We start from the raw sequence: 26,609 nt of genomic DNA, 5'->3' as shown, positions 1-26,609 counted from the left end.
GCCGGCCCTCCGCCGGAGGCGCTGGCCCACGGTGGCCAGCCCCGGTTTGCTAGACTTGTGGGCCCTATCCATCCCGCCGCACCTGTCGCGGCCGCAGGAGCTTGAGAACATGGCAATCAAGGTTGGTATCAACGGTTTCGGTCGCATCGGGCGCAACGTCCTGCGCTCGGCGGTGCTGAACTTCGGCGACGACATCGAAATCGTGGCCATCAACGATCTGCTGGAGCCGGACTACCTGGCGTACATGCTCAAGTACGACTCCGTGCACGGCCGCTTCAAGGCCGATGTGTCGGTGCAGGGCAACGACCTGCTGGTCAACGGCAAGAAGATCCGCCTGACCCAGGAACGCGACCCGGCCAACCTGAAGTGGGACGAAGTCGGTGCCGACGTGGTGCTGGAAGCCACCGGCCTGTTCCTGACCAAGGAAACCGCGCAGAAGCACATCGATGCCGGCGCCAAGAAGGTGATCATGTCGGCCCCGTCGAAGGACGACACGCCGATGTTCGTCTACGGCGTGAACGACAAGACCTACGCCGGCCAGGCGATCATCTCCAACGCCTCGTGCACCACCAACTGCCTGGCCCCGCTGGCCAAGGTCATCAACGACAAGTGGGGCATCAAGCGCGGCCTGATGACCACCGTGCATGCGGCCACCGCCACCCAGAAGACCGTCGATGGCCCGTCCAACAAGGACTGGCGCGGCGGCCGTGGCATCCTGGAAAACATCATTCCGTCGTCCACCGGTGCGGCCAAGGCCGTCGGCGTGGTCATCCCGGAACTGAACAAGAAGCTGACCGGCATGAGCTTCCGCGTGCCGACCTCGGACGTGTCGGTGGTCGACCTGACCGTCGAGCTGGAAAAGGAAGCCACCTACGCCGAGATCTGCGCTGAAGTGAAGGCGCAGAGCGAAGGCCCGCTGAAGGGCATCCTGGGCTACACCGAAGACAAGGTGGTGGCCACCGATTTCCGCGGCGAAACCTGCACCTCGGTGTTCGACGCCGATGCCGGCATCGCCCTGGACGGCACCTTCGTCAAGCTGGTGACCTGGTACGACAACGAGTGGGGCTACTCGAACAAGTGCCTGGAAATGGCCAAGGTCATCGCCGCCAAGTAAGGCCGGTGTAGATCGAAGACGGACCCCGGCCTGGCCGGGGTTCGTCGTTTATGGGGCCAGCCCTGTCGTAGCATGGGGCGGTCGACCGCTGCCGCTGGGGCGCGGGAACGCAATGGAAGCAGGCAATGGAAGCACTGATAGCCCTGGTCGTACTGGTTCTGCTGGCCATCCCGCTGCTGCTGGTGGTGGCACTGGTGATGATTGCCGGCCTGCGCCGCCGTGTCGCCGCGCTGGAAGGCGCGATGGCCACTGCGCCTGCCGCCGCCAAGCCGGCAGGCGCCACGCCCGCGCCTGAACGGCCGGTGGTCACGCCCGCGCCAAGTGCCGATCCACCGTTCCTGCGGCCGGTCGCTGCGGCTGCACCGCAACCCCCACAACCGCCGGTGCGAGAGGCCGCGCCCACCGAGGCACCTGCGCCCCGTCCTGCTGCACCACCGCCGGTACCGCCGGTGCCGGTGCAGCCGCCGTTGCCGCCAGAACCGGCGCTGCCGAATTTCATCGAGCGCGGCATTGGTGCGGTCAAACGCTGGTTCACCGAAGGCAACGTACCGGTCAAGATCGGCATGCTGGTGCTGCTGGCCGGTGTCGCCGCACTGCTGAAGTACGTCAGCGACCAGGGCTGGCTGGTGCTGCCGATCGAGCTGCGCCTGGCCGGCGTCACCGTGGGCGCGTTGGGCCTGCTCGCGTTCGGCTGGCACCAGCGCGGGCGCCGGCGGATGTTCGCGCTGGCCCTGCAGGGCGGCGCCATCGGCGTGCTGCTGCTGACCATCTTCGCGGCGTTCAAGCGGTTCGAGCTGATTCCGCCCGGCTTCGCCTTCGCCAGCTCGATCGCGCTGGTGGCCGGGCTGTGCGTGCTGGCAGTGGTGCAGAATTCGCGCACGCTGGCGGTGCTGGGCATCCTCGCCGGCTTCATGGCGCCGCTGTGGCTGTCCACCGGCAGTGGCAACCACGTGGGCCTGTTCAGCTACTACGCGGTGCTCAACGCGGGCATCTTCGCCATTGCCTGGTTCCGTCCGTGGCGCGCGCTGAACCTGCTGGGCTTCGCCTTCACGTTCGGCATCGGTACGTTCTGGGGCGTGCTGCAGTACGCGCCGGGCAAGTTCAGCAGCACCGAACCGTTCCTGCTGCTGTTCTTCGCGTTCTACCTGCTGATCCCGCTGCTGTACGCGCGTCGCCAGCCGGCCGGGCGGCGTGACCTGGTCGATGGCAGCCTGGTGTTCGGCACGCCGCTGGTCGCATTCTCGCTGCAGGCGGGCATGTTGCACGAGCAGCCGATGACGCTGGCGCTGTGCGCGCTGGGCCTGGCCGCGATCTATGCGGTGCTGGCGTGGGCGCTGATCAGGCGGGCGTCGTACACCGTGCTGGCGCAATCGCATGCAGTGCTGGCAGTGGGCTTTGCCACGCTGGCGGTGCCGCTGGCGCTGTCGGCGCGCGCCACCGGCGCGGTGTTCGCGCTGGAAGGTGCGGGGCTGGCATGGCTGGGGCTGCGCCAGAAGCGATGGTTGCCACAGGTGTGCGGTGCGCTGTTGCAGATCGGCGCTGCATTCGCCTTCGTGGCCGGCGGCGATCATTGGCACGAGGACCTGCGCTTCCTGATCAATCCCACCGCCATCGGCGCGCTGCTGCTGGCCGTGGCTGGCTTTGCGTCGGCCTGGAGTTACCAGCGCCGGCCGCGCCACGAGATCGCGCTGGTCTACTACCTGTGGGGCCTGCTGTGGTGGCTGGGTGGACTGGTGCATGAGATCACCCGCTTCTTCCCGTACCGCACCGAAGTGGATGCGCTGCTGGTGCTGGCGGCGGTCACGGCATGGCTGGCCGCCGAAGCACAGCGCCGCCAGCCAGCCCGTGCGCTGGGCGTGACGGCACTGGCCATGCTGGCGCTGGGCTTCCCGCTGGCCCTGTTGCAGAGCGATGCCCACCACCAGCCGTTCGCCGGCTATGGCGCGCTGGCCTGGGCACTGTTCGCGGCGCTGGGCGTACGTACGTTGCTGTGCCTGCGCCAGGGTGGCAACACCGTGGCACGCATCGCGCAGTTCCTGTGGTGGCTGCTGTGGCCGTCTCTGCTCTCGCTGCTGGCCCTTTGGGGCGGCGGCGAGGCCGGGCTGGCACAGGGCTGGACGCTGCTGTTGTTCACGCTGCCGTGGCTGCTGATGGCAGCGCTGTCGCTGTGGCGCTGGAACATGCTGCGCTGGCCGTTGGGTGAAGCGTTCGACCGTGTACGCACGCCGCTGCAGTGCGTGCTGTTCGGCCTGCTCTCGATCGGCTGGCTGCTGGGCCAGCTGTTGCCGGGCGACGCTGCCCCGCTGCTGTGGCTGCCGGTGTTGAATCCGGCCGAGCTTGCGCAGTGGCTGAGCCTGCTGCTGCTGGCGCGCTGGCTGTACAGCGATCAGGCACCGCAGGCCGTGCAGAACATCCGCATGCCGTTGCTGTCACTGGCCATCTTCGTTGCGTTGACCAGCGTGGTGCTGCATGGCGTGCATCAGTGGGGCGGCCTGGCGTGGAACGCATCGATGATGCGCTTCAGCCTGGCGCAGACCAGCCTGACCGTGTTGTGGAGCGTGCTCGGCGTGATTGCCTGGGTGTGGGGCTCGCGCCGCGGCCAACGTGTGCTGTGGATGGTGGGCGCCGTGCTGATGGGCGTGGTGCTGGCCAAGCTGGTCATCGTCGATCGCCAGCACCTGGGCAACCTGCTGGGCATCGCATCGTTCATCGCCTACGGCCTGCTGTGCACGGTCGTGGGTTATCTGGCACCGGCACCGCCCAGCGCGGCGCCGTCCGTGGAGGAAAAACAATGAGGAAGTGGAGCAGGGCGCTGCTGCCGGTGATGTTCGGCATGCTGGCCGCCGTCGTGGCGCAGGCTGCCGATTACCGCAGCCAGTACGCCGAACAGTGGCCGCTGACGCTGTCCAGTGCGCAGTCCGGCGCCTACAGGGTGGTTCTGGAACCGGCGATCTATCGCCGGGCCGGTGCTGCCGACCTGGGCGATCTGCAGGTGTTCAATGCGGCGGGGCAATCGTTGCCCTCGGCATTGCTGGCGCCGGACCAGCCACTGGCACAGCCGCCGGTGCAGCGGGAGCTGCCGTGGTTCGCGCTGCCGCCGTTGGCCGAAGCACAGCGCAACGATCTGCAGCTGCTGACCGAACGCGATACCGATGGCCGCGTACGCCGGGTCGAGGCGCGCGTGGGGGGCGGTGCGGTGGCGAACGGGCAGGGCGGTTGGCTGATCGACGCCAGCGTACTCGGCCAGCAGCCAGTGGCGGCGCTGGTGCTGGACTGGGCCGATAGTGGCCAACCCTTGCAGGCGCAGGTGCAGCTGGATGCCAGCGATGATCTGCAGCACTGGCGTGCGGTCGGGCGCGACATTCCGCTGGTGGACCTGCAGCGCGCCGGCAAGCGCCTGCTGCAGCGCCGCCTGCAGGTGGACGGTGAGGCACGCTACCTGCGCGTGCTCGCGCAGGGCGATGCACGCCTGCCGACGCTGCGCAGCGTGCTGGCCGAACTGCCGCCTGCCCCGGCCACGCTGCCGTGGGAATGGCTGTCGCTGGAGCCGGTCTCGAAGGGCAAGGGCGAGTACACCTTCGAACTGGACGGCCGTTTCCCGGTCGCGCGTGCGGACGTGGCCAGCGCCGACAACAGCCTGGTGCAGTGGACGTTGTTCAGCCGCGATGATGAGAGCGCGGAGTGGCAGCGCCGCAGTGCGCCGTGGATCGCCTACCAGCTGCAGCAGGGCGCGCAGGGCCAACGCCAGCAATCGGCGGCCCAGTCGCTGGGGGGCGTGCATCGCGACCGCTACTGGAAGCTGGTTGCGAATCCTGCCGAAACGGCCACCGCGCCTACGCTGCGCCTGGGCTACCAGCCGGAGGTGCTGGTGTTCCTGAGCCAGGGCGCGGCGCCGTATGCCCTGGCCGTCGGCAGTTCGACCGCGCGCCGGATGGAGGCGCCGATCGGTGTGCTGATCGAGGAGCTGCGCCAACGCAATGATCCGTCATGGCAGCCGACGCTGGCGCGGCTGGAGGGGAGCCCCGAGCCGCTGGCCGGCGAGGCGGCGCTGAAGCCGCAGCATGATTGGAAGTCGTGGCTGCTGTGGGCGTTGCTGGGGCTGGGTGTGTTGGTGGTGGGTGGCCTGGCGGTCAGCCTGCTTCGGCAGAAGCCGGCGCCTTCGGCGTAGTTGCCGGCGAACGGCGCAGCCCCTCGTGGGTGGCCGTAGCGTCGGTAGAGTCGAGCTTGCTCGACTGCAAAGCTGCGCTTGGCCGGGCGGGTGGGCTGGGCAGGGGACGCCGTAAACCCGTCCTTGGGGGCTTAGCCGCGCCATCCATGGCGCGGATACCCCTGCCCAGCCCACACCGCCCCGGCCCACCCACAGCGTTACAAGGCGCCAGCGCTCTGGCTGTTGCTGGTGCCCTGCGCCTCTGCCTGCCGCAGGCATCGGCCCTCCTACCACCCGCACCCGATACAATGGCCGTCTGCCGTAGCCCGGCATCCCGTCCCTGAGCCAAAGAGTTGCCCATGTCCATCGTCCGCATGACCGACCTCGACCTCTCCGGCAAGCGCGTGCTGATCCGCCAGGATCTGAACGTGCCGATCGAGAATGGCCGCATCACCTCCGAACAGCGCATCACCGCTTCGCTGCCGACGCTCAAGCGCGCGCTGGAGCAGGGCGCGGCGGTGATGGTCACCTCGCACCTGGGGCGCCCGAAGGAAGGCGTGTGGAGCGAGGCCGATTCGCTGGCGCCGGTCGCCGCACGCCTGTCCGAGCTGCTCGGCCGCGAAGTGCCGCTGGTGCGCGACTGGGTCGACGGTGTCGACGTGCAGCCGGGCCAGCTGGTGCTGCTGGAAAACTGCCGCATGAACGTGGGCGAGGGCAAGGATGACGAGGCCCTGTCGAAGAAGTACGCCGCGCTGTGCGACGTGTTCGTGATGGACGCGTTCGGCACCGCGCACCGCGCCCAGGCCTCGACCCATGGCGTGATCCGCTTCGCTCCGGTCGCCGCCGGTGGCCCGTTGCTGATGGCCGAACTGGACGCACTGGCAAAGGCGCTGGATGCCCCGGCCAAGCCGTTGCTGGCCATCGTCGCCGGCAGCAAGGTCAGCACCAAGCTGGAACTGCTGGCCAACCTGGTCGGCAAGGTCGATCAGCTGATCGTCGGTGGCGGCATCGCCAACACCTTCATCGCCGCCGCCGGCTACAACGTCGGCAAGTCGCTGTACGAACCGGACCTGCTGGACACCGCGAAGAAGATCGTGGCCGATGCCAAGGCGCGTGGCGCCGACATTCCGCTGCCGGTCGACGTGGTCACCGCCAAGCAGTTCCTGCCCGATGCCGTGGCGGAAGTGAAGGCGGTCGACGCCGTCGCCGAGGACGATCTGATCCTGGACATCGGCCCGCAGACCGCGGCGCAGTACGCACAGCTGATCGAGAAGGCCGGCACCGTGGTCTGGAACGGCCCGGTCGGTGTGTTCGAATTCGAAGCCTTCAGCAAGGGCACCGAAGCGCTGGCCCGCGCCATCGCCAGCTCGAAGGCGTTCTCCATCGCCGGCGGCGGTGACACCCTGGCCGCCGTTGACAAGTTCGATATCGCTGGCGACGTCAGCTACATCTCCACCGGCGGTGGTGCGTTCCTGGAGTTCCTGGAAGGCAAGACGCTGCCGGCCGTGGCGGCCCTCGACGCGCGCGGCGCATGAGCACCGATCGTAGCAGTGATGTCCTGTTCTTCGACCTCGACGGTACGCTGATCGATTCGCAGGTCGGCATTACCGCGTGCATCGCCTATGCGCTGCAGAAGATGGACCATCCGGTACCGCCGCAGGAGACACTGCTGGGCTGGATCGGTCCGTCGCTGCGCACCACCTTCGCGCCGTTGTTCGTTGAACCGGCGCGGGTGGAACAGGCGGTGGGCTACTACCGTGAACGCTTCGACGCCGAGGGCTGGCGCGAGCACACGGTGTACCCGCAGGTGGAAGACACCCTGCGCACGCTGCATGGTCGTGGCCACCGCCTGGCGGTGGTCACCGCCAAGAACGAACCGCATGCGCGCCGCATCCTTGCCCACCTGCCGTTCGGCGGGCTGTTCGAGGAGATCATCGGTTCGACCCTGGACGGCTCGCGCAGCCACAAGCCGGAGCTGGTCGGCGAGGCGCTGCGCCGGCTGCAGGTGCAGCCCGCACAGTGCTGGATGATCGGCGACCGCCGCATGGATATCGAAGGCGCGCGTCACCACGGCCTGCGCAGTGTCGGTGTGCTGTGGGGCTTTGGCGGCGAAGCGGAACTCACCGAAGCCGGCGCCGGCCAGCTGGCCCGTGAGCCGGCACAGCTGGAAACGCTGCTGGCCTAGCTCCCTGTAGAGCCGGGCACGGGCTCGGCTCTACAGAACTCCCTGCGCCAGCGTATGTCCGGACCATGTCCGTTCCATGACCCGCGAAGTCAGGCAGCACAAGGCTGTAACCGTATACATGCGGCGTGAAGGATGTGCTAATTTCCGTTCTTTATCGGGAGAGGCCCCTTCACCATGTTCGAGCGTCAGCGTCGCACCAAGATCCTTGCCACCCTCGGCCCGGCCACTGATCCGCCGGGCGTGCTGGAGGATCTGTTCCGCGCCGGCGTCAACGTGGTGCGCCTGAACTTCAGCCACGGCGATCCGTCCGGCCAGGCCAAGCGTGCCGCCGAAGTGCGCGCCGCTGCGGCCCGCGTCGGCGTGGAAGTGGGCATCCTGGCCGATCTGCCGGGCCCGAAGATCCGCATCGAGCGCTTCGCCGAAGGCAAGGTGCAGCTGAAGGCGGGCGACCGCTTCGACCTGATCGCCAGCGAGAACGCCGGCCCCGGCAGTGCCAGCCAGGTCGGCGTCAGCTACCTCGGCCTGCCGCAGGACGTGGGCCCGGGCGACGTGCTGCTGCTCGATGACGGCCTGATGCAGTTGCAGGTGGTGGAAGTGCAGGGTGACCGCATCGTCAACACCGTGCTCAACGATGGCGTGCTGTCCGACCGCAAGGGCCTGAACAAGCAGGGCGGTGGCCTGTCGCTGGGTGCGCTGACCGAGCGTGACAAGGAACTGATCGGCATCGTTGCCAAGATCGGCGTCGACTTCATCGCCGTGTCGTTCTGCCGCAACGCGCAGGACATGAACGACGCGCGTGACATCGCCCGCTCGCACGGCTGCGATGCCGCGCTGGTGTCGAAGATCGAACGTACCGAAGCGATCGAGAACCTGGAAGAAATCGTCGAGGCCAGCGACGTGGTGATGGTCGCCCGTGGCGACCTCGGCGTGGAAATCGGCGATGCCGAGCTGCCGGGCCTGCAGAAGAAGATCATCAAGGCCTCGCTGGCGCAGAACAAGGTGGTGATCACCGCCACGCAGATGCTGCAGTCGATGGTGGAAAGCCCGATCCCGACCCGCGCCGAAGTGCTGGACGTGGCCAACTCGGTCATCGACGGTACCGATGCGGTGATGCTCTCGGCCGAAACCGCCGCCGGCGCCTATCCGGTCAAGGCCGTGGAAGCGATGGCGCGCATCTGCCTGGGCGCCGAGCGCCAGTTCCAGACCGAGACCGACTTCAACGCCTCGCCGCGCAACCTGGAACGCGCCGACCAGGCCATCGCCATGGCCACCATGTTCCTGTCGCAGCACGTGGGCGTGCGCGCGATCGTGGCGATGACCGAATCCGGCGGTACCGCGCGCTACCTGTCGCGTTTCCGCGCCAAGGCACCGGTGTTCGCGGTCACCCGCCACGACGGTGCCCGTCGCCAGATGGCGCTGATGCGCGATGTCTATCCGATCAATTTCGACAGCCGCGGCCTGACCCCGCGCGAAGCCGCACGCGGCAGCATCCGCCTGCTGGTGGAATCGGAACTGCTGCAGGCCGGTGACCGCGTGGTGTTCACCAGTGGCGAGCACATGGAAACCCTGGGTGCGACCAACACCTTGCGCCTGCTGGAAGTGGGCGAAGACGGCCGCGCCAGCGGCCTGGGCGATCTGTAAGAGACGGACTGCATCGGGCCGGAACCCTGCGCGGGTCCGGCCCCCGGGGCCGGACGCCAACGTGGCTCTGGCCCGGTCGTGGCAGGTCAACGTCTGTCCTGTGCGGACATTGGAATCGTTTCCATCCTGGCCTCGACGTCGAGGCAACGGGTGGCGGGGCTATACTTACGTTTTTCCCGCACCCGCCACAGGAAGTACATGAGCATCGAACAGCTGGCTGAAACCGCCCAGGCCATGGTTGCCCCGGGCAAGGGCATCATCGCGATCGACGAATCCACCGCTACCATCGCCAAGCGTTTCGCTGGCGTCGGCATCGAGAACACCGAGGAGAACCGTCGCGCCTACCGCGAACTGCTGCTGACCACGCCGAAGCTCAACGAGCACATTTCCGGCGCCATCCTGTACGACGAAACCATCCGCCAGTCGACCAGGGACGGCGTGCCGTTCGCCAAGTACATGGCCGACCACGGCATGATTCCGGGCATCAAGGTGGACAAGGGTGCGCACCCGCTGGCCGGCTGCCCGGGCGAGCTGGTGACCGAAGGCCTGGACGGCCTGCGCGAGCGCCTGCAGGAGTACTACAAGCTGGGTGCGCGCTTCGCCAAGTGGCGTGCGGTCATCAACATCGGCGAGAGCATCCCGTCGGGCACCTGCATCGAGTCCAACGCCCACGCGCTGGCCCGTTATGCCGCCCTGTGCCAGGAATGCGGCCTGGTGCCGATGGTCGAGCCGGAAGTGATCATGGACGGCGACCACGACATCGAGACCTGCTACGAAGTCACCGAAGCCACCCTGCGCTCGCTGTTCGATGCGCTGTACCAGCAGAACGTGCTGCTGGAAGGCACCATCCTGAAGGCATCGATGGTCATCTCCGGCAAGGGCTGCGACGAGCAGGCCGACGTCGAGGAAGTGGCCGAGTCGACCGTGATGTGCCTGAAGAGCACCGTGCCGGCGATCCTGCCGGGCGTGGTGTTCCTGTCCGGTGGCCAGACCGACGAACAGTCGACTGAGCACCTGAACGCGATGAACCAGCTGGGCAACCTGCCGTGGCCGCTGAGCTTCTCCTACGGCCGCGCCATGCAGCAGGCCGCCCTGAAGCTGTGGGCCAAGGACATGAAGGGCAACTACGCTGCTGCCCAGAAGACCGTGTACGAGCGCGCCAAGGACAACGGCCTGGCCGCGCTGGGCAAGTGGAACGGCTGATCGGTTCCATTGCTGGATGAAAAGGCAGCGCCGGCATCACGCCGGCGTTTGCTTTTGCGGGTATCTTTTCCGCCCCCGCGTACCCGGCCGGTAGGTGGGAATGACATGGAAGGCCAAGGAGAAACAACATGCGTTTGGCAGCACTTACACTGGCCGTTGCCGCGGCCCTGGTCGCCGGCGGTTGCAACCGCATCGGTGCGGGCATGGATGCGGGCAAGGCCGCGTCGCTCGAATTCGACAAGCCGGTGTCCGGCGAGATCACCACGCGCAGCGGCATCAACTTCAACGACGGCAGCCATCACCAGCTTTACCAGATCAAGCTGGACGACAACGACCTGGTTGGCCTGAAGCTGACCGGCAGGCTCAGCGGTTCGATCGCCGTGTTCAACAACGGCAGCCTGGTATCCACCAGCAATACCGTCTACGAGCGCGAGGGCGACGTCTCGGTGGCATTCCGTGCCAGTGGTGGCGGCACCTACCAGGTGGCGGTCAATGCCGATGGCCCGTCCGCCTTCGGTCCGTACCGCCTGCGTGCCGAGAAGCTGAAGCCGTACGACGGCAAGCCACTGGTGGGCGGTGGCGAGATCGTCGACATGCTGGGCGGCGACTCGCAGGACTACACCCTGCAGGTGGAGAAGGAAGGCCTGTACGAGATCCGGCTGGTGTCGGATGCCTTCGATCCGGTGCTGAAGGTGTCCGGCCAGGGCGTGGATGCCGAGAACGACGATAGCAGCGACAGCACCAACTCACGCCTGAGCCTGTCGCTGAAGCCGGGCAAGTACACCCTGACCGCGCGCGGCCTCGGTGACGGCGTCACTGGCATGTTCACCCTGTCGGCGACCCGCATCGAACTGCCGGGCAATCTGGTCGAGCGCGATGGCACCGCACTGCCGAGCACGGGCAGCGTGTACACGATGCTCGACAACGAAGGTCGCCGCCGCTTCCTGCTGACCCTGGATCGTCCGGCCGATGTGCGCCTGGATGCGATTTCCAGCCAGGTCGACACCGTGCTGCGCGTGGTCGGCGCCAATGTCGAGCTGTCCGACGATGATGGTGGCAATGGCACCAACGCACGCCTGCAGGAAACGTTGCCAGCCGGGCACTACACCGTCGACGTGACCAGCGTGAACAACGGCGCGGGCCTGGTGGAAGTGCGCGTGCAGGTGGATGGGGCCAGCGCCGACGGCGCCGCTGCCTCGGCGGCACGTGCCGCGGCCGACGCGGCAGCCGTTGCCGACGATGACGCTGCGGTGGAAGCGGCGAGCCGTTGAGGCAGATCCACCCCTTGTGTGGATGACATCGACGATGCAACGGAAAAGGCCGGGCAATGCCCGGCCTTTTCCTTTCCGCGGAACAGTGCGGCTCAATGTGCGGCAGCGAAGCCTGTATCGCCCAGTGGTGGCAGCAGCGGGCTGCGCGACTCGCTCTCCATGCTCTGCCCGGCGGCTGCCAGCGCCTGCTGGTAGGCCTTGGCGGTGGCGGTATTGAACGCAACCAGCACGATGCGCATCGGCTGTGCATGGCTGCGCTGCCACGCCAGCGTTTCGGTCACCGCGATCTGCGCGGCCTGGTACAGCGGATAGCCGTACACGCCGCAGCTGATTGCCGGGAACGCGATCGACTGCACGCCCAGGGATTCGGCCAGCTGCAAGGACTTCCAATAGCAGTTGGCCAGCAGCGCCGGTTCGTCACGCTGGCCGTCGTGCCAGACCGGTCCCACCGTGTGCAGCACATGCCGCGCCGGCAATGCGTAGGCGCCGGTGGCGCGCACTTCGCCGGTCGGGCAACGCACGCCCGGGCGAAGCTCTGGCAACTGTTCGCATTCGGCCAGCAGTGCCGGGCCGGCGGCGCGATGGATCGCACCGTCGACACCACCGCCACCGAGCAATGTCTCATTGGCCGCGTTGACGATCGCATCCACCGCCAGGGTCGTGATGTCGCCCTGCCAAACTTCGATCTTCATGCGTCCGTCTCCTGCCTGTGAGGTGTTCCGCGCAGCATCTGCGCCGGCTGTTCCCACGGTAGGGGACAGGGCATCGATACTGCGTCATGACCGTCTCACGCGCTGCGATCCGACGGCCTTCACGCACGATGGCGGGCGGCGCCTTCACGCAGGCTGAAGCAGGTGGGGTTTGTGACGGGCGGCAGCGCCGGGCCGTGCCCGGCGGAATGCGTCACGGCAGCCCGGCCAGCCAGTCGTCGTCGGACCCTTCGTTCACATCGGCGAACAGCGGCGTGGAGAAGTAGCGTTCACCGGTGTCTGGCAGCATCGCCAGGATCACCGAGCCCGGTTCGGCACGCGCGGCCACATCCAGCGCGCTGGCCACGGTGGCACCGGCAGAGATACCGACGAAGATGCCTTCCTCGGCGGCCAGGCGGCGCGCGGTGGCGATCGCGCGGTCATCTTCGACCGACACCAGTTCGTCCACCACATCGCGGTTGAGCACGTCGGGCACGAAGTCCGGCGTCCAGCCCTGGATCTTGTGCGGCTTCCAGTCATCGCCCTTGAGCAGTGCGGCGCCGGCCGGCTCGGTGGCGATGATGCGGGTCTGCGGGCGCGCGACCTTCAGCACTTCGCCCACACCGGTGAGCGTGCCGCCGGTGCCCCAGCCGCTGACGAAATAGTCCAGCCGCTTGCCGGCGAAGTCGCGCAGGATCTCGGCGGCGGTGGTGTTGCGGTGATACGCCGGGTTGGCCGGGTTGGCGAACTGGCTGGCGAGGAACCAGCCATGCTCTTCGGCCAGTTCGCGCGCCCTGCGCACCATGCCGCTGCCGCGTTCGGCGGCCGGGGTCAGGATCACCTTGGCGCCATAGGCGCGCATCAGCTTGCGGCGTTCCACCGAGAAGGTCTCGACCATGGTGGCCACGAACTTGTAGCCGCGCGCGGCGGCGACCATCGCCAGCGCCACGCCGGTATTGCCGGAGGTCGCTTCGACGATCGTGTCGCCGGGCTTGAGCAGGCCACGTGCTTCGGCATCGAGGATGATCGCCAGCGCCAGGCGGTCCTTCACCGAGCCGCCCGGGTTGAACGACTCGACCTTGGCGTAGACGCTGACCTGCGGTGGCGCCAGGCGCTGCAGCTTGACGATGGGGGTGTTGCCGACGGTATCGAGGATGGAGTCGTACAGGGCCATGGAAGCGCTCCGGAAACGGGGCCGCGCCGGGCTTCGGCGGGCGAAGGGGGAGGGCTGGCTGTTCAGGCCAGCGGCTGCCGGCTGACCGTAGCGCCGGCATATGACGCCCGGAAATGACCAGATACCTTTCTTAAACAACCTTTGGTTATAAGCTGGTGACGGCAATAGACCCTAGAGTGGACCTCCGCCCCCTTGCGCCCCCGCCTCCCATGACGCTGACCCAGCTGCGCTATCTGGTTGCCATCGCCGACGCCGAGCTGAACATCACGCTGGCCGCCTCGCGCGTGCACGCCACCCAGCCGGGCCTGTCCAAGCAGCTCAAGCAGCTGGAGGACGAGCTCGGCTTCCTGTTGTTCGTGCGCAAGGGGCGCAGCCTGGAATCGGTCACCCCGGCCGGGACCGAGGTCATCGCCCGCGCCCGCGCGGTGCTGGCCGAGGCCAACAACATCCGCACCTATGCCGCCAACCAGCGCCGCGAGAGCCAGGGCCAGCTGATCCTGACCACCACCCACACCCAGGCGCGCTTCGTGCTGCCGCCGGCGGTGGCGGCGATCAAGCAGGCGTATCCGCAGGTCAGCGTGCATCTGCAGCAGGCCGGTGAAGCCGACGCGCTGGACCGCTTGAACCAGGGGGACGCCGATATCGCCATCATCAGCACGGCCGGCGGTGAGCCGACCGATGGCGTCGCCGTGCCGTTGTTCCGCTGGCGGCGTCTGGTGGTGGTGCCCAAGGGGCACCCGCTGGACCGCGCCGGCCGCGCGCCGGACCTGGCGGCGCTGGCCCGGCAACCGCTGATCAGCTACGAATCCTCGACACGGCCGAATTCCTCGCTGCAGCGAGCCTTTGCTGGCCACGGCCTGGTGCCGGACCTGGCGCTGACCGCGCTGGATGCCGATCTGATCAAGACCTACGTGCGTACCGGGCTGGGCGTGGGGCTGCTGGCCGAGATGGCGGTCAGTTCCAACGATGAGGACCTGCGCTCGTGGCCGGCCCCGGCACCGATCACCGAGTGCATTGCGTGGGCGGTGCTGCCGCGCGACCGCGTGCTGCGCGATTACGCGCTGGAGCTGGTGCATGTGCTGGCACCGCAGATCGATCCGCGCGACCTGCGGCGGGTGCTGGATGGCAACCAGGCTGCGGCGTGGCCGGTACCCCCGACCTGGGAGTCACTGACCCAGACCATCACGGTGTGAGGTTGGTCGAGCAGGGCTTGCAGCCCTGCACCTGCAAAATCAACGGCAACGGCAACGGCAACGGCAACGGCAACGGCAACGGCAACGTCAAAAGCAACGTCAAAAGCAACGTCAAAAGCAACGTCAAAAGCAACGTCAAAAGCAACGTCAAAAGCTTGCATTCCGTGGGATGGCGGGGCGGTGTCGGAGTGCGGGGACGCCGTGAACCCATCCATGGGGGCTTGGCAGCCGCTTGCTCGTGTGCGCGTTCCTGCGCACACGGCAAGACCGGGGTTGGGCGTCCTGCCCAACCCGCCCGAGGCATGCCTCGGGCCCATGCGGCTGACACCCCGCACTCCGACACCGCCCCACCTCTGACAGATTCCGATGGCTGTTGGTAGGTGTCGACCTTGGTCGACACGGTAGATCCACGCTATGCGTGGATGCTTTTCGATTCCAATTCGAAATATTCGATTCCGATGGAGATTCATCCGCGCATGGCGTGGATCTACTGCAGATCGCGGGAAACTGTCGAAGGCGGGGTGGGTCCGGTTGCGGGGGCGTGAGCCGCATGGATGCGGCGACCGAGCTTACATGGACGTACTTGCAGCGACCCCCGCAACCGGACCCACCCCGCCATCCCACGGACTGCCCGCTTTTGACGTTGATGTTGATGTGGATTCGGCGGGTGCAGGGCGCAGCCCTGCCGATAACCCCCTCCTGCGACGGTTCGTCGCACGGGTAACCCTGGACCCGGCTCTACACTAGCGGGGTGACCCGCCTGTCCCACCCGCAGCGCCTCCTGCTCCAGCTCGCCGTCCTGGCGACGCTGCTGATGGTGCTTGCGCCACTGGTCAGCCGCGCGCTGCAGGCACCGCCGATGGATCATGCGGCAAGGGTGGGCATGGACCACGCCGCCATGGGCCATGACATGCAGGACATGGCCATGCCCGGGCACGATCACCACAGCGCAGCGCCGGCATCGCCCAGCCGCCCGGCCGACCCGCACGCCATGCATGGCGAAGCCTGCGAATACTGCGTGCTGGCCATGCGCCTGCTGCCGTGGCTGGCCGTGCTGGTGCTGCTGTTGCCGCTGCTGTGGCGGCCGCGGCTGGTGTTCCCGTGGTCGCAACGCGTGTTGCCCATCGCGCGCTGGCCGGCACATGCCGCACGCGGGCCGCCGCGCGCTTCCATCGTCCGCTGATGTCCCTATCGAATCTGCCGCACGACGCCTGACCGGGCGCCGTGCGCGCGTGCGTACCCTGGAGCTGTTCCGATGAAAATGACTTCCCGCCCCGCGGGCGCCTATGCGCGCCTGCCGGTTGCCCTTGGCCTGGCCGTGGCCGCGTCACTGGCCCACGCTGCGCTCGCCGACGAGGCGCGCACCCTCGACACGATGGTGGTGACCGCCGCCGCACCGTCTTCACCACTGCACTGGGTGACCGATCCGCGCCTGCCACGGCAGCCGGTACCGGCCAGCGACGGTGCCGATTACCTCAAGACCGTTCCCGGCTTCTCCGCCATCCGCAACGGCGGCACCAACGGCGACCCGGTGCTGCGTGGCATGTTCGGTTCGCGCCTGAACATCCTCAGCAACGACGGCAACCTGATCGGCGCCTGTCCGTCACGCATGGACAATCCGCTGTCCTACATCGCGCCCGAAAGCTTCGACCGGCTGACCATCATCAAGGGGCCGCAGAGCGTGCGCTGGGGCGCGGGGGCCTCGGCCGGCACCGTGCGCTTCGAACGCGATACGCCGCGCTTCGAGGAACCGGGCCTGCGCGCCGACGCCAGTGCGCTGGTTGGTTCGCGCAACCGCAACGACCAGGTGCTGGACCTGACCCTGGGCAACCCGACCGGTTACGTGCGCGCCAGTGGCAACCGTTCCGAGGCCGACGACTACAAGGATGGCAACGGTGATGTGGTGCCGTCGAAGTGGCGCAAGTGGAACGGCGACGTGGCCATCGGCTGGACGCCGGATGCCGACACGCTGCTGGAAATCTCCGCTGGTGCCGGTGATGCGATCGCGCGCTACGCCGGGCGTGGCATGGATGGCGCTGCCTTCGAACGCACCAGCTACGCTGCGCGCTTCGAGAAACGCAACCTGCCCGGCGCCTGGGACACGGTGCAGGCCAACGTGTACTACAACGAGGCCGACCACGTGATGGACAACTACACGCTGCGCACGCCGAATCCGCACAGCATGATGCCGATGCCGATGGCCTCCAACGTGGACCGCCGTACCCAGGGCGGCCGGGTCAGTTCCGAATGGCGCTGGCAGGACGTGCAGCTGGTGGCCGGTGTGGATGGCGAAGACAGCCGCCATCGCGGTCGCATGGGCATGGGCCGCAACACCTACCGCCAGGCTGCCTGGGAGACCGATGCCAACTTCCGTCGCTATGGTGCATTTACTGAACTGACCCTCGGCGCTGGCACCGACCAGCGCTGGATCACTGGCCTGCGCATCGATCGCGCCAGCGTCCGCGATGAGCGGCAGTCGATCCGCGGGATGATGGGCAACATGCCCGATCCGACCGCGGGCCAGCGCCGCAAGGAATGGCTGGGCAGCGGTTTCCTGCGCTACGAACAGGACCTGGCCGATGGCCTGACTTGGTACGCCGGCCTCGGCCGCAGTGAGCGCATGCCCGACTACTGGGAGCTGTTCTCGCCCGACCATGGCCCGGCTGGCGCGCTGAACGCGTTTGCCGGCATCCAGCCCGAGCGCACCACCCAGCTTGACGTGGGCCTGCAGTACAAGGGGCCGCGCGTGCAGGCCTGGGTCTCTGCGTATGCCGGGCAGATCCAGGACTACATCCTGTTCACCTACCACGGCAGCGGCATGATGGGCATGAGCCAGGCCAGCAACGTCGACGCACGCATTGCCGGCGCCGAGGCGGGGCTGGAGGTGAGCGTGGCCGAACAGTGGAAACTGGGTGGCACGCTGGCCTACGCCTGGGGCGAGAACCGCGACCAGCAGCGTCCGCTGCCGCAGATGCCGCCACTGGAAGCGCGGCTGAGTGCGAACTGGGAAGGCCAGCGCTGGAGTGCCGGTGCGCTGCTGCGCGCGGTGACCCACCAGCACCGTGTCGCAGATGGCCAGGGCAACGTCGTCGCCCAGGACCTCGGACCGAGCGCCGGCTTCGCCACGTTCGCGCTCAATGCCGCCTACCGTTTCAGTTCGCAGCTGCAGCTCAGTGCGGGTGTCGACAACCTGTTCGACCGGGCCTACAGCGAGCACTTGAACCTGGCCGGCAGTGCCGACTTCGGCTTCCCGGCCGACCCTGTGCGCATCAATGAGCCGGGGCGAAGCGTGTGGATGAAGGTGAATTACCGGTATTGATCCGTTCGTGTCACCGGTAGCGCCGGGCAATCCCCGGCGCTGCAGGCGCGACTGGATACACCCCGACACACGCCGACACTGCCCGCGGCAGCCTTGCACGGAACGGGTTCAAGGCGCTATCGCGGCCCTGGTTCCACGCCGGTAAACGCTTGGCACATACCGCTTTTGCAGGCGCTTGCCTACACTCGGCGGCCGTGGATCAATCAGGACCGTTCATGTTGGCTCGTATCGCTTCGACCCTGGCCCTTGGCCTCAGCCTGGCCGTGCTGGCCGGGTGCGCAGGCAAGCAGGAGGCCGCCGCGCGTCGGCAGGGCGAAGCGGTGCCGGTGACCGCGCAGGTGGTGCGGCCCACGCAGTGGAACGACACCCTGCAGGCGCTGGGCACGGCCAAGGCGCGCGAGTCGATCAGCGTCACCGCCAAGGTCAGCGAAATCGTCGAGAAGGTGCACTTCGAAAGCGGCCAGCACATCGCCGCCGGTGCACCGATCGTGACCCTGCGTGGGCAGGCGCAGGAAGCGGCGCTGGTGCAGGCGCAGGCCACCTTCCATGAGGCCGACCAGCTGTACAAGCGCCAGCGCGAACTGGCCACCCAGCGCTTGGTGTCCAGCGCTACGCTGGATACGCAGAAGTCGATCCGCGACGCGGCTGAGGCGCGCGTGGCGCAGATGCAGTCGGACATCGGTGACCGTCGCGTGCGTGCGCCGTTCGCCGGCGTGCTCGGCATCCGCCAGGTCAGTCCGGGCACGCTGCTGACGCCGACCACGGTGATCGCCACGCTGGATGACATCGAACACATGCACATCGATTTCCAGGTGCCGGAAGTGGAACTGGCCGCGCTGGGCGTGGGTGACAAGGTCAGCGCCACCAGCGTGGCCTGGCCGGGCCGTACCTTCGAGGGTGTGGTCAGCACCATTGATGCGCGCATCGATCCGGCCACCCGCGCGGTGACCGTGCGCGCTGATTTCGCCAACGGCGACCACGCACTGCGCCCGGGCATGCTGCTGGACGTGCGCCTGTTCCACCCCGAACGCGCGGCGCTGGTGGTGCCGGAAATCGCCGTGGTGCAGGTCGGCCGCGATACCTTCGTCTACCGCATCAAGGCCGACGACAGCGTCGAACGGGTAGACGTGGTCACCGGCGCGCGCCGTGCCGGCGTGGTCGAGATCAAGCAGGGCCTGGAGGCCGGGCAGCGCATCGTGGTGGATGGCACCGGCAAGCTGCGCCCGGGCCTGAAGGTCGCCGCCAAGGACGCCGCACCGGCCAGTGGTGCCAAGCCGGCTGACGCGCCGGCGCCGGTCGCCGCCGAGGGCCACGGCGGATGAAGCTGTCCGACATCTCCATCCAGCGGCCGGTATTCGCCGTGGTGATGAGCCTGTTGCTGCTGGTGCTGGGCGTGATGTCCTTCACCCGCCTGACCCTGCGCGAGCTGCCAGCCATCGATCCGCCGATCGTCTCGGTGTCGGTGGACTACACCGGCGCTTCGGCGGCGGTCATCGAAAGCCGCATCACCCAGGTGCTGGAAGATGCGCTGGCCGGCATCGAAGGCATCGACACGATCAACGCGCGCAGCACCAACGGCCGCTCGCAGGTCAGCATCGAATTCACCTCCAACCGCGATATCGAAGCGGCGGCCAACGACGTGCGCGATGCCGTCAGCCGCGTCGCCGACCGCATGCCGGAGGAAGCGCGCCCGCCGGAAATCGCCAAGGTCGAGAGCGATGCCGACCCGATCATCTGGTTCAACATGGTCTCCTCGACCATGGACACGCTGGAACTGAGCGACTACGCCGATCGCTACGTGGTCGATCGCTTCTCCAGCCTGGACGGCGTGGCCCAGGTCCGCATTGGTGGCCGCCAGCGCTACGCGATGCGCATCTGGCTGGACCGCGACCAGCTGGCCGCGCGCGGCCTGACCACCGGCGACGTGGAAACCGCGCTGCGCAACGAGAACGTGGAACTGCCGGCCGGTCGCATCGAATCGACCGACCGTGATTTCACCCTGCGCGTGGAGCGCAACTACATCAAGCCGGAAGACTTCGCGACCATCCCGCTGGGCAAGGGCCGCGACGGTTATGTGGTGCGCATGGGCGACGTGGCGAAGATCGAGCTGGCCTCGGCCGAGCGCCGCGCGTACTACCGCAGCAACGGCGAGCCGGGCATCGGCCTGGGCATCGTCAAGACCTCCACCGCCAACTCGCTGGACGTGGCCCGCGTGGCGCGCGCGGAAGCCGAGCGGGTTGCGTTGACGCTGCCCAAGGGCACGCAGATCTTCGTCGCCTTCGACAACACCACCTTCATCGAAGCCGCCGTGGACCGCGTCTACGCCACGCTGGTCGAGGCGATGATCCTGGTGCTGGCGGTGATCTGGCTGTTCCTCGGCAGCTTCCGCGCCGCACTGATTCCTGCAGTGACGGTGCCGGTCTGCCTGGTGGCCGCGTTCATCGCGCTGTATGCGTTCGATTTCTCGATCAACCTGCTGACCCTGCTTGCCCTGGTGCTGTGCATCGGCCTGGTGGTGGACGATGCGATCGTGGTGGTGGAGAACGTGCAGCGCCGCATCGACCTGGGCGAGCCACCGCTGGTCGCCTCCAAGCGCGGTACCGCGCAGGTCGCCTTCGCGGTGATCGCCACCACCGCCGTGCTGGTGGCGGTGTTCCTGCCGGTGGGCTTCCTGGAAGGCAACACCGGGCGCCTGTTCCGCGAACTGGCGGTGGCGCTGGCGGCGGCGGTGGCGTTGTCCGCCTTCGTCGCGCTGACACTGACGCCGATGATGGCCTCCAAGCTGCTCAAGCCGCACACCGGGCAGGCGCCGCGCGGCCTGCATGGCTTCGTCAACCGCAACCTGGAGCGCCTGGCCGGCGCCTATGGCCGCGTGCTGGACCACCATGTCGACCGCACTTGGATCTACCTGCTGGTGATGGTGGCCGCGCTGGCCGCCAGCTGGGGCCTGCTCAAGCTGCTGCCCTCGGAGCTGGCCCCGGCCGAAGACCGTGGCTCGTTCCAGATCATGATCGATGGCCCGGAAGGCGCCGGCTACGACTACACCGTGCAGCAGGTGCAGCAGGTGGAAGCGATGCTGGCGCCGCACGTGGGCGCGGACAAGCCGATCGTGCGTGCCAACCCGCGCGTGCCCGGTGGCTGGGGCGCCAGCGAGGAAATGCACACCGGCCGCGTCAGCATCTTCCTGCAGCCCTGGCGGCAGCGCAGCGAAGGCACGCCAGAGGTGGCCAACGAGCTGCAGAAGGAACTGGACACCATCCGCGGCGTTCGCGTGCGTACGCAGGTGGGCGGGGGCCTGGTGCGCAGTGGCGGGCAGCCGTTCCAGATCGTGCTGGGCGGGCCGGAATACGCCGAGATCGCGCAGTGGCGCGATCGCATCCTGCTGCGCATGGCCGACAATCCCGGCCTGGTCGGCCCGGACTCGGACTACAAGGAAACCCGGCCGCAGATGCGGGTGAACATCGACCGCCAGCGTGCGGCCGACCTCGGCGTGCCGGTCACCGCGATCGGTTCGGCGCTGGAAACCATGATGGGCTCGCGCCGCGTCACCACTTTCGTCGACAACGGCGAGGAGTATGACGTGCTGGTGCAGGCCGGCCGCGATGGACGCACCAGCCCGGCCGACCTGGCCGCGATCCGCGTGCGTGCCACCTCCGGCGAGCTGGTGCCGCTGTCCAACCTGGTCACGCTGAGTGAAGTGGCCGAGGCCGGCACCCTGAACCGCTTCAACCGGCTGCGCTCGATCACCATCACCGCCGGCCTGGCGCCCGGCTACCCGCTGGGCGAGGCCATCGCCTGGGCGCAGAACGTGGCTCGCGAGGAACTGCCGCAGTACGCGCAGGTGAACTGGAAGGGCGAGTCGCGCGAGTACCAGAGCGCCGGTGGCGCGGTGCTGTTGACCTTCGCCATGGCGCTGCTGGTGGTGTACCTGGTGCTGGCCGCGCAGTTCGAGAGCTTCATCCACCCGCTGACCATCATGCTGACGGTGCCGCTGGGCGTGCTCGGCGCGCTGGTCGGGTTGTGGGTGAGTGGGGGTACGGTGAACCTGTTCAGCCAGATCGGCATCGTCATGCTGGTCGGCCTGGCCGCGAAGAACGGCATCCTCATCGTCGAGTTCGCCAACCAGTTGCGTGACGATGGGCGCACGGTACGCGAGGCGATCATCGAATCGGCGATGGTGCGCCTGCGCCCGATCCTGATGACCTCGATCGCCACTGTGGTTGGCGCGGTCCCGCTGGTGGTGGCCGGTGGCCCGGGTTCGGCCAGCCGTGGCACGATCGGCATCGTGATCATCTTCGGCGTGACTCTCTCGACGTTCCTGTCGCTGTTCGTGGTGCCGGCGTTCTACGCGCGATTGGCGCCCTATACGCGTTCGCCGGAAGCGGTGAAGCGCGAGCTGGAGAAGCAGGAAGCCGCGTCGCCGTCGGTGGGTGGCCATGCCTGACCCGGCGCAGCGCCTGTACGGTGACGGCTTCGTGCTGAGGCCGTGGTGCAGCGACGACCTGGACTCGTTGCTGCGCCACGCCAATGACGCCGAGGTCGCGCGCGGCCTGCGCGACCGCTTCCCGTTCCCGTACACCCGCGAGGATGGCGAGGCGTTCCTCGCCGGCCGCGTACTGGCGCCGGGAACGCTCAACCTGGCCATCGAGATCGACGGCCACGCCTGCGGCAGCATCGGTGCCCAGCAGGGCAGCGCCGAGCGCGCGCACATGGCCGAACTGGGCTACTGGCTGGGGCAGGCCTACTGGGGCCAAGGCCTGATGACCCGCGTGGTCGGTCTGTTCGCCCCTTGGGTGATGGACGAACTGCGCCTGTTCAGGCTGCAGGCCACGGTGGTCGACTTCAACCTTGGCTCGGCCCGGGTGCTGGAGAAGAACGGCTTCCAGGAGGAGGGCGTGGAGCGCTGTGCGGTCTACAAGCGTGGCGTCCTGCACGACCTGCGCCGCTTTGCCCGGGTTCGCATGCAGCTGCCCTGAGCGGCGAATTCCTTCTGGCGCTACCGCAGCGGCCTTCGATCAGGGAGAATCGACCGGTCCCCTCCAGCCGACGGGACGTCCTTACAACCCGCCGACTGGAGAGAGCGCGCGTGGAAGCTACCGTACATTTCATCAACAGCATCATCTGGAGCAAGGCACTGATCTTCATGTGCCTGGCCGCCGGCCTGTTCTTCAGCCTGCGCACCCGCTTCATGCAGATCCGTGGTTTCCTCGAGATGTGCCGCCTCACCGTCAAGGGCGAGAAGTCCGACGCCGGCGTGTCCTCGTTCCAGGCGCTGGCCATGTCGATGGCCGGCCGCATGGGCATCGGCAACATTGCCGGCGTGGCCACCGCCATCGCCTTCGGCGGCCCCGGTGCCATCTTCTGGATGTGGGTGATGGGCTTCCTCGGCGCGTCCACCTCGTACGTGGAATGCACCCTGGCGCAGATCTACAAGACCAAGGATGCCGAAGGCCGCTACCGCGGTGGCCCGGCCTACTACATCGAAAAGGCCATGGGCCTGAAGTGGTACGCGCTGGCCTTCGCCATCGCCACGATCATCGCGGCCGGCTTCCTGATGCCGGGCGTGCAGGCCAACGCCATCGCCGACAGCATCATCAACGCCTGCCGCGGCACCGCGCTGTGCGGTCCGCTGGACGGCCAGGCCTTCGGCATGGAATCGGTGCAGGCCCTGAAGCTGGGCATCGGCATCGTGGTGGCACTGCTGCTGGGCGTGGTGATCTTCGGTGGCGTCAAGCGCATCGCCAATTTCGCCGAAGTGGTGGTGCCGTTCATGGCCGCCGGCTTCATCCTGATGGCCATCGTCATCATGATCATCAACTACGATCGCGTGCCGGAGATGTTCGGCATCATCTTCAAGAGCGCCTTCGGCACCCACGCCGCGTTCGGCGCGATGATGGGCCTGGCGGTGGAGTGGGGCATCAAGCGCGGCATCTATGCCAATGAAGCCGGGCAGGGCTCGGGTCCGCACGCGGCAGCCGCTTCGGAAGTCTCGCACCCGGCCAAGCAGGGTTACGTGCAGGCCTTCGCCATCTACTTCGACACCATGATGGTGTGCACCGCCACCGCGTTCCTGATCCTGGCCAGCGGCACCTACAACGTGTACTCGCCGGCAGGCGCCAGCGCCCCGCCGATCTTCCAGGGCCTGGCCGGCATTCCGGAAGGCGCGGGCTATGCGCAGGCCGGCGTGGAAGCGGTGCTGCCGGGCTGGGGTTCGGCGTTCGTCTCGATCGCCATCTTCTTCTTCGCCTTCACCACCATCATGGCGTACTACTACATGGCCGAGACCAACCTCAGCTATGTGAACCACAACAAGAAGCGCCCGCTGACCGTGCTGGTGCTGCGCCTGGGCATCATCGGCATGGTGGTGTTCGGTGCGTTCCACAATGCGACCCTGGCCTGGGCGCTGGGTGACATCGGCGTTGGCCTGATGGCCTGGCTGAACATCATCGCCATCCTCATCATCCAGAAGCCGGCGATGCTGGCGCTGCGTGACTACGAACGACAGAAGAAGCTGGGCCTGGATCCGGTGTTCGACCCTGATGCCCTGGGCATCAAGAACGCCGATTTCTGGCGCCAGCGCAAGCAGGAGAGTGTGTAAGTGAACAACCCCTGGAACAACCGCCGCCCGTCCGCCCGTCCGCCGCGCGCAACGCCGTTGCCGCGCCCGGAGGTGCCGGCTACGGGCGGTGGTGGGCGCGGCGGCAGCGACGAGCTGCGCCTGTACGGCCTGAACGCCGTGCTGGCCGCGTTCGACGCGCGGCCGCAGGCGCTGCGCAAGCTGTACCTGCTGGAGGCGCGCATCCCGCGCCTGCAGCCGCTGCTGAAGTGGTGCGTGGCCAACCGCGTGGGCTATCGCGTGGTCGAGGACGGCGATCTGAACAAGCTCGCCGGTACCACCCATCACGAAGGCGTGGTGGCCGATGTGCTGCGCGCACCGGCACTGCCGTTGGCGCAGTGGCTGCAGCAGGTCGGTGACGGCCCGGCACTGGCGCTGTGGCTGGACGGCGTGGGCAACCCGCACAACCTCGGCGCGATCCTGCGCTCGGCAGCGCACTTCGGCGCCAAGGCGCTGCTGCTGCCCGAAGGCAGCACGCTGGCGCTGTCCGGTGCCGCCGCGCGCGTGGCGGAGGGCGGTGCCGAAGCGGTGCCGCTGGTGCAGTTGCCGGCCACCGCGCAGGCGATGGCGCAGCTGCGGGACGCTGGTTTCGGCCTGGCCGCGACCCTGGTCGAGGGCGGTGACGATGTATTCCGTGCGGCGCTTCCGGCGCGGCTGGTGTATGTGATGGGTGCCGAGGGCGAAGGCATGGACCGTGCGCTGGCCAGCCAGTGCGATCAGCAGGTTTCCATTCCCGGCAGCGGCGCGGTGGAAAGCCTGAACGTGGCCTCGGCCACGGCAGTGCTGCTGGCGCAGTGGGCGAGCCGTCGCGACGGCTGATACTGCCGCGATACCGTCCCATCGATGACCTGGACCCGGCCCCTGTGGCCGGGTTTTCTTTTGCGCGGTGCGGAAACAGGCGTGCCGCGCTGCGCGGCTGGCACGCCAATCACTTCACCGCGTGTCGCATCAAGCACGCTTGATCGATGATCAGGTGTTTTTAGTAATTGTCTCATTGTCGAGCCATATCCCGTATCGCACGGTGGATCTCCATCCAACGTCGAACAGGAGTGGTTCCCATGCATCGAGTCAAACACCCCACGATGCGCGCATCCCTGCTGCTGGCCCTGTGTGCGCTCGCCGCACCGGCGGTGCACGCCGATGAGCGAAGCCTGGACGGCATCAACTTCACCGGACCGCTGATCACCCCGAATCCGGCCGGCCTGCCGCAGGGCAACTGGTACATCGAACCCTATCTGGTGCGGGTCGACAGCCGCGACCACTACGACGACAACGGTGACCGTCGCCGCAGTGCCGAGCGCAGTGGCGCGTGGGCAACCGTGGTGCCGATCGTCTATGGCTTCAGCGACCGGGTGATGGGCCAGGTCAACCTCAGTGCCACACGTTCGGAATCCGGCAGTGCACGCAGCAGTGGTTTCCGCGCTGGCGACACCACCGCACGGTTGCAGTACCTGCTGCAGGCGCCGAACGCCGATGGCACCCGCCCGGCCGTCTCGGTCGCGCTGGTACAGCGCTTCAGCACCGGCAGCCATGACCGCATCACCGGCAATCCGCTCGATGCGCAGGGCGACGGCGTGCAGCGCACCACCGCTGCCCTGGGCGTGCAGCAGGTGGTGTGGCTGGGCAACGACCGCCCGCTGCGGTGGCGGGCCCAGTTCAGCGCCGGCCCCGCTCCCTCGCGTACCGCCATTTCCGGCACCAGCGTCTACGGCACCGACGACAGCTTCCAGGGACACGTCGCGCGTGGCTCGGTGCTGGGGCTGTCGGTGGGCGCCGAGTACAGCTTCAATTCGCGTTGGGTGGGGGTGATGGAAATGTCCGCCAGCCGCGAGACCGGCCAGCGGCTGAGTGGTTTCGCACGCAACGGCGCCGGTGTGATCGAGCGCATCGACGAACGCCGCCCGGCCAGCCGCAACGTCAGCCTGGCGCCTGCCGTGGAGTATCACTTCAGCCCCTCGCTGGGGTTGATTGCCGGCGTCGAATTCACCGTGGCCGGGCGCAACACCGGGCGTATCGTCAGCCCCCAGGTCGCCCTGGGCATGTTCTTCTGAGGGGCC

General features: G+C 67.7%; 20 protein-coding genes. 17 read left to right on the top strand and 3 right to left on the bottom strand.

Annotated features, from left to right (window positions below; translation table 11 throughout):
* Window positions 1-109: 109 nt before the first annotated feature.
* The 8 genes from gap (at window position 110) to N5C18_RS17200 (ending at window position 11,561) form a co-directional block, all read left to right on the top strand.
* A complete protein-coding gene (gap, locus tag N5C18_RS17235; RefSeq protein ID WP_053511640.1) occupies window positions 110-1,114 on the top strand; it encodes a type I glyceraldehyde-3-phosphate dehydrogenase in 1,005 nt (334 codons plus the stop codon).
* 125 nt (window positions 1,115-1,239) lie between these two features.
* Entirely contained in the window at window positions 1,240-3,909 is a 2,670-nt protein-coding gene (locus N5C18_RS17230; protein ID WP_279945222.1) for a DUF2339 domain-containing protein, read from the top strand.
* Window positions 3,906-5,282: a DUF3999 domain-containing protein gene (locus N5C18_RS17225; protein ID WP_008265607.1), complete on the top strand. Its 1,377-nt coding sequence runs from the start codon at window positions 3,906-3,908 to the stop codon at window positions 5,280-5,282. Before N5C18_RS17230 ends, N5C18_RS17225 begins: the two co-directional genes overlap by 4 nt.
* A 338-nt stretch (window positions 5,283-5,620) precedes the next feature.
* Window positions 5,621-6,796: a phosphoglycerate kinase gene (locus N5C18_RS17220; RefSeq protein WP_053450652.1), complete on the top strand. Its 1,176-nt coding sequence runs from the start codon at window positions 5,621-5,623 to the stop codon at window positions 6,794-6,796.
* A complete protein-coding gene (locus N5C18_RS17215) occupies window positions 6,793-7,446 on the top strand; it encodes an HAD hydrolase-like protein (RefSeq protein WP_279945220.1) in 654 nt (217 codons plus the stop codon). The genes N5C18_RS17220 and N5C18_RS17215 overlap by 4 nt, the downstream gene beginning before the upstream one ends.
* A gap of 174 nt (window positions 7,447-7,620) precedes the next feature.
* Window positions 7,621-9,087 (top strand): pyruvate kinase, encoded by a 1,467-nt coding sequence (gene pyk, locus N5C18_RS17210; protein ID WP_053450650.1) that lies wholly within the window; start codon window positions 7,621-7,623, stop codon window positions 9,085-9,087.
* A 198-nt stretch (window positions 9,088-9,285) separates the two neighbouring features.
* Complete coding sequence (locus tag N5C18_RS17205) at window positions 9,286-10,290, top strand: class I fructose-bisphosphate aldolase (RefSeq protein ID WP_053450649.1); 1,005 nt, start codon at window positions 9,286-9,288, stop codon at window positions 10,288-10,290.
* Between the two features lie 128 nt (window positions 10,291-10,418).
* Entirely contained in the window at window positions 10,419-11,561 is a 1,143-nt protein-coding gene (locus tag N5C18_RS17200; RefSeq protein ID WP_279945219.1) for an ABC transporter substrate-binding protein, read from the top strand.
* Between the two features lie 92 nt (window positions 11,562-11,653).
* Here the strand turns inward: N5C18_RS17200 and N5C18_RS17195 are convergent, their stop codons facing one another.
* Both N5C18_RS17195 and cysK read right to left on the bottom strand, forming a co-directional pair.
* Entirely contained in the window at window positions 11,654-12,253 is a 600-nt protein-coding gene (locus N5C18_RS17195) for an O-acetyl-ADP-ribose deacetylase (RefSeq protein ID WP_053450647.1), read from the bottom strand.
* 211 nt (window positions 12,254-12,464) lie between these two features.
* Window positions 12,465-13,424, bottom strand: coding sequence for a cysteine synthase A (gene cysK, locus N5C18_RS17190; RefSeq protein ID WP_049458222.1), 960 nt, complete (start codon window positions 13,422-13,424; stop codon window positions 12,465-12,467).
* Window positions 13,425-13,633: 209 nt separating this feature from the next.
* On the opposite strand from cysK, the gene N5C18_RS17185 reads away from it, so the two are divergent.
* Window positions 13,634-14,617 (top strand): LysR family transcriptional regulator, encoded by a 984-nt coding sequence (locus N5C18_RS17185; RefSeq protein ID WP_279945218.1) that lies wholly within the window; start codon window positions 13,634-13,636, stop codon window positions 14,615-14,617.
* On the opposite strand, the gene N5C18_RS17180 is transcribed toward N5C18_RS17185, so the two are convergent.
* A complete protein-coding gene (locus N5C18_RS17180; protein ID WP_279945217.1) occupies window positions 14,607-14,768 on the bottom strand; it encodes a hypothetical protein in 162 nt (53 codons plus the stop codon). The two genes, N5C18_RS17185 and N5C18_RS17180, sit on opposite strands and share 11 nt — an antisense overlap.
* A gap of 600 nt (window positions 14,769-15,368) precedes the next feature.
* Between N5C18_RS17180 and N5C18_RS17175 the strand changes: the two genes are divergently transcribed.
* From N5C18_RS17175 to N5C18_RS17140, 8 genes are all read left to right on the top strand, one after another.
* The gene (locus N5C18_RS17175) at window positions 15,369-15,800 is read left to right on the top strand and encodes a DUF2946 domain-containing protein (RefSeq protein WP_279945216.1); all 432 of its coding nucleotides are present in this window, start codon (window positions 15,369-15,371) and stop codon (window positions 15,798-15,800) included.
* A gap of 72 nt (window positions 15,801-15,872) precedes the next feature.
* Window positions 15,873-17,936 carry a TonB-dependent copper receptor gene (locus N5C18_RS17170; RefSeq protein ID WP_279945215.1) on the top strand — a complete coding sequence of 688 codons (2,064 nt, stop codon included), beginning with the start codon at window positions 15,873-15,875 and terminating at the stop codon, window positions 17,934-17,936.
* Between the two features lie 215 nt (window positions 17,937-18,151).
* On the top strand, window positions 18,152-19,258 hold the full coding sequence (locus N5C18_RS17165) for an efflux RND transporter periplasmic adaptor subunit (RefSeq protein WP_053510722.1): 1,107 nt from the start codon (window positions 18,152-18,154) through the stop codon (window positions 19,256-19,258).
* Complete coding sequence (locus N5C18_RS17160) at window positions 19,255-22,380, top strand: efflux RND transporter permease subunit (RefSeq protein ID WP_004154366.1); 3,126 nt, start codon at window positions 19,255-19,257, stop codon at window positions 22,378-22,380. The genes N5C18_RS17165 and N5C18_RS17160 overlap by 4 nt, the downstream gene beginning before the upstream one ends.
* Complete coding sequence (locus N5C18_RS17155) at window positions 22,373-22,912, top strand: GNAT family N-acetyltransferase (protein WP_279945214.1); 540 nt, start codon at window positions 22,373-22,375, stop codon at window positions 22,910-22,912. Before N5C18_RS17160 ends, N5C18_RS17155 begins: the two co-directional genes overlap by 8 nt.
* A gap of 110 nt (window positions 22,913-23,022) precedes the next feature.
* The gene (locus tag N5C18_RS17150) at window positions 23,023-24,534 is read left to right on the top strand and encodes an alanine/glycine:cation symporter family protein (protein WP_279945212.1); all 1,512 of its coding nucleotides are present in this window, start codon (window positions 23,023-23,025) and stop codon (window positions 24,532-24,534) included.
* Entirely contained in the window at window positions 24,535-25,371 is an 837-nt protein-coding gene (locus tag N5C18_RS17145; RefSeq protein ID WP_180879243.1) for a TrmH family RNA methyltransferase, read from the top strand.
* A 239-nt stretch (window positions 25,372-25,610) separates the two neighbouring features.
* Window positions 25,611-26,603 (top strand): hypothetical protein, encoded by a 993-nt coding sequence (locus N5C18_RS17140; protein WP_279945211.1) that lies wholly within the window; start codon window positions 25,611-25,613, stop codon window positions 26,601-26,603.
* Window positions 26,604-26,609 lie beyond the last annotated feature (6 nt).

Source organism: Stenotrophomonas sp. GD03930, assembly GCF_029839665.1.
Lineage (GTDB): Bacteria > Pseudomonadota > Gammaproteobacteria > Xanthomonadales > Xanthomonadaceae > Stenotrophomonas > Stenotrophomonas forensis.
This window is presented reverse-complemented; position numbering and strand designations above follow the sequence as displayed.

Bases quoted from the DNA above. Each gene is read 5' to 3' on its own strand.
- N5C18_RS17225 (WP_008265607.1), top strand. From the start codon at position 3,906: ATGAGGAAGTGGAGCAGGGCGCTGCTGCCGGTGATGTTCGGCATGCTG.
- N5C18_RS17140 (WP_279945211.1), top strand. From the start codon at position 25,611: ATGCATCGAGTCAAACACCCCACGATGCGCGCATCCCTGCTGCTGGCC.
- N5C18_RS17205 (WP_053450649.1), top strand. From the start codon at position 9,286: ATGAGCATCGAACAGCTGGCTGAAACCGCCCAGGCCATGGTTGCCCCG.
- pyk (WP_053450650.1), top strand. From the start codon at position 7,621: ATGTTCGAGCGTCAGCGTCGCACCAAGATCCTTGCCACCCTCGGCCCG.
- N5C18_RS17170 (WP_279945215.1), top strand. From the start codon at position 15,873: ATGAAAATGACTTCCCGCCCCGCGGGCGCCTATGCGCGCCTGCCGGTT.
- gap (WP_053511640.1), top strand. From the start codon at position 110: ATGGCAATCAAGGTTGGTATCAACGGTTTCGGTCGCATCGGGCGCAAC.
- N5C18_RS17195 (WP_053450647.1), bottom strand. From the start codon at position 12,253: ATGAAGATCGAAGTTTGGCAGGGCGACATCACGACCCTGGCGGTGGAT.
- N5C18_RS17215 (WP_279945220.1), top strand. From the start codon at position 6,793: ATGAGCACCGATCGTAGCAGTGATGTCCTGTTCTTCGACCTCGACGGT.
- N5C18_RS17160 (WP_004154366.1), top strand. From the start codon at position 19,255: ATGAAGCTGTCCGACATCTCCATCCAGCGGCCGGTATTCGCCGTGGTG.
- N5C18_RS17200 (WP_279945219.1), top strand. From the start codon at position 10,419: ATGCGTTTGGCAGCACTTACACTGGCCGTTGCCGCGGCCCTGGTCGCC.
- N5C18_RS17165 (WP_053510722.1), top strand. From the start codon at position 18,152: ATGTTGGCTCGTATCGCTTCGACCCTGGCCCTTGGCCTCAGCCTGGCC.
- N5C18_RS17220 (WP_053450652.1), top strand. From the start codon at position 5,621: ATGTCCATCGTCCGCATGACCGACCTCGACCTCTCCGGCAAGCGCGTG.
- cysK (WP_049458222.1), bottom strand. From the start codon at position 13,424: ATGGCCCTGTACGACTCCATCCTCGATACCGTCGGCAACACCCCCATC.
- N5C18_RS17185 (WP_279945218.1), top strand. From the start codon at position 13,634: ATGACGCTGACCCAGCTGCGCTATCTGGTTGCCATCGCCGACGCCGAG.
- N5C18_RS17155 (WP_279945214.1), top strand. From the start codon at position 22,373: ATGCCTGACCCGGCGCAGCGCCTGTACGGTGACGGCTTCGTGCTGAGG.
- N5C18_RS17230 (WP_279945222.1), top strand. From the start codon at position 1,240: ATGGAAGCACTGATAGCCCTGGTCGTACTGGTTCTGCTGGCCATCCCG.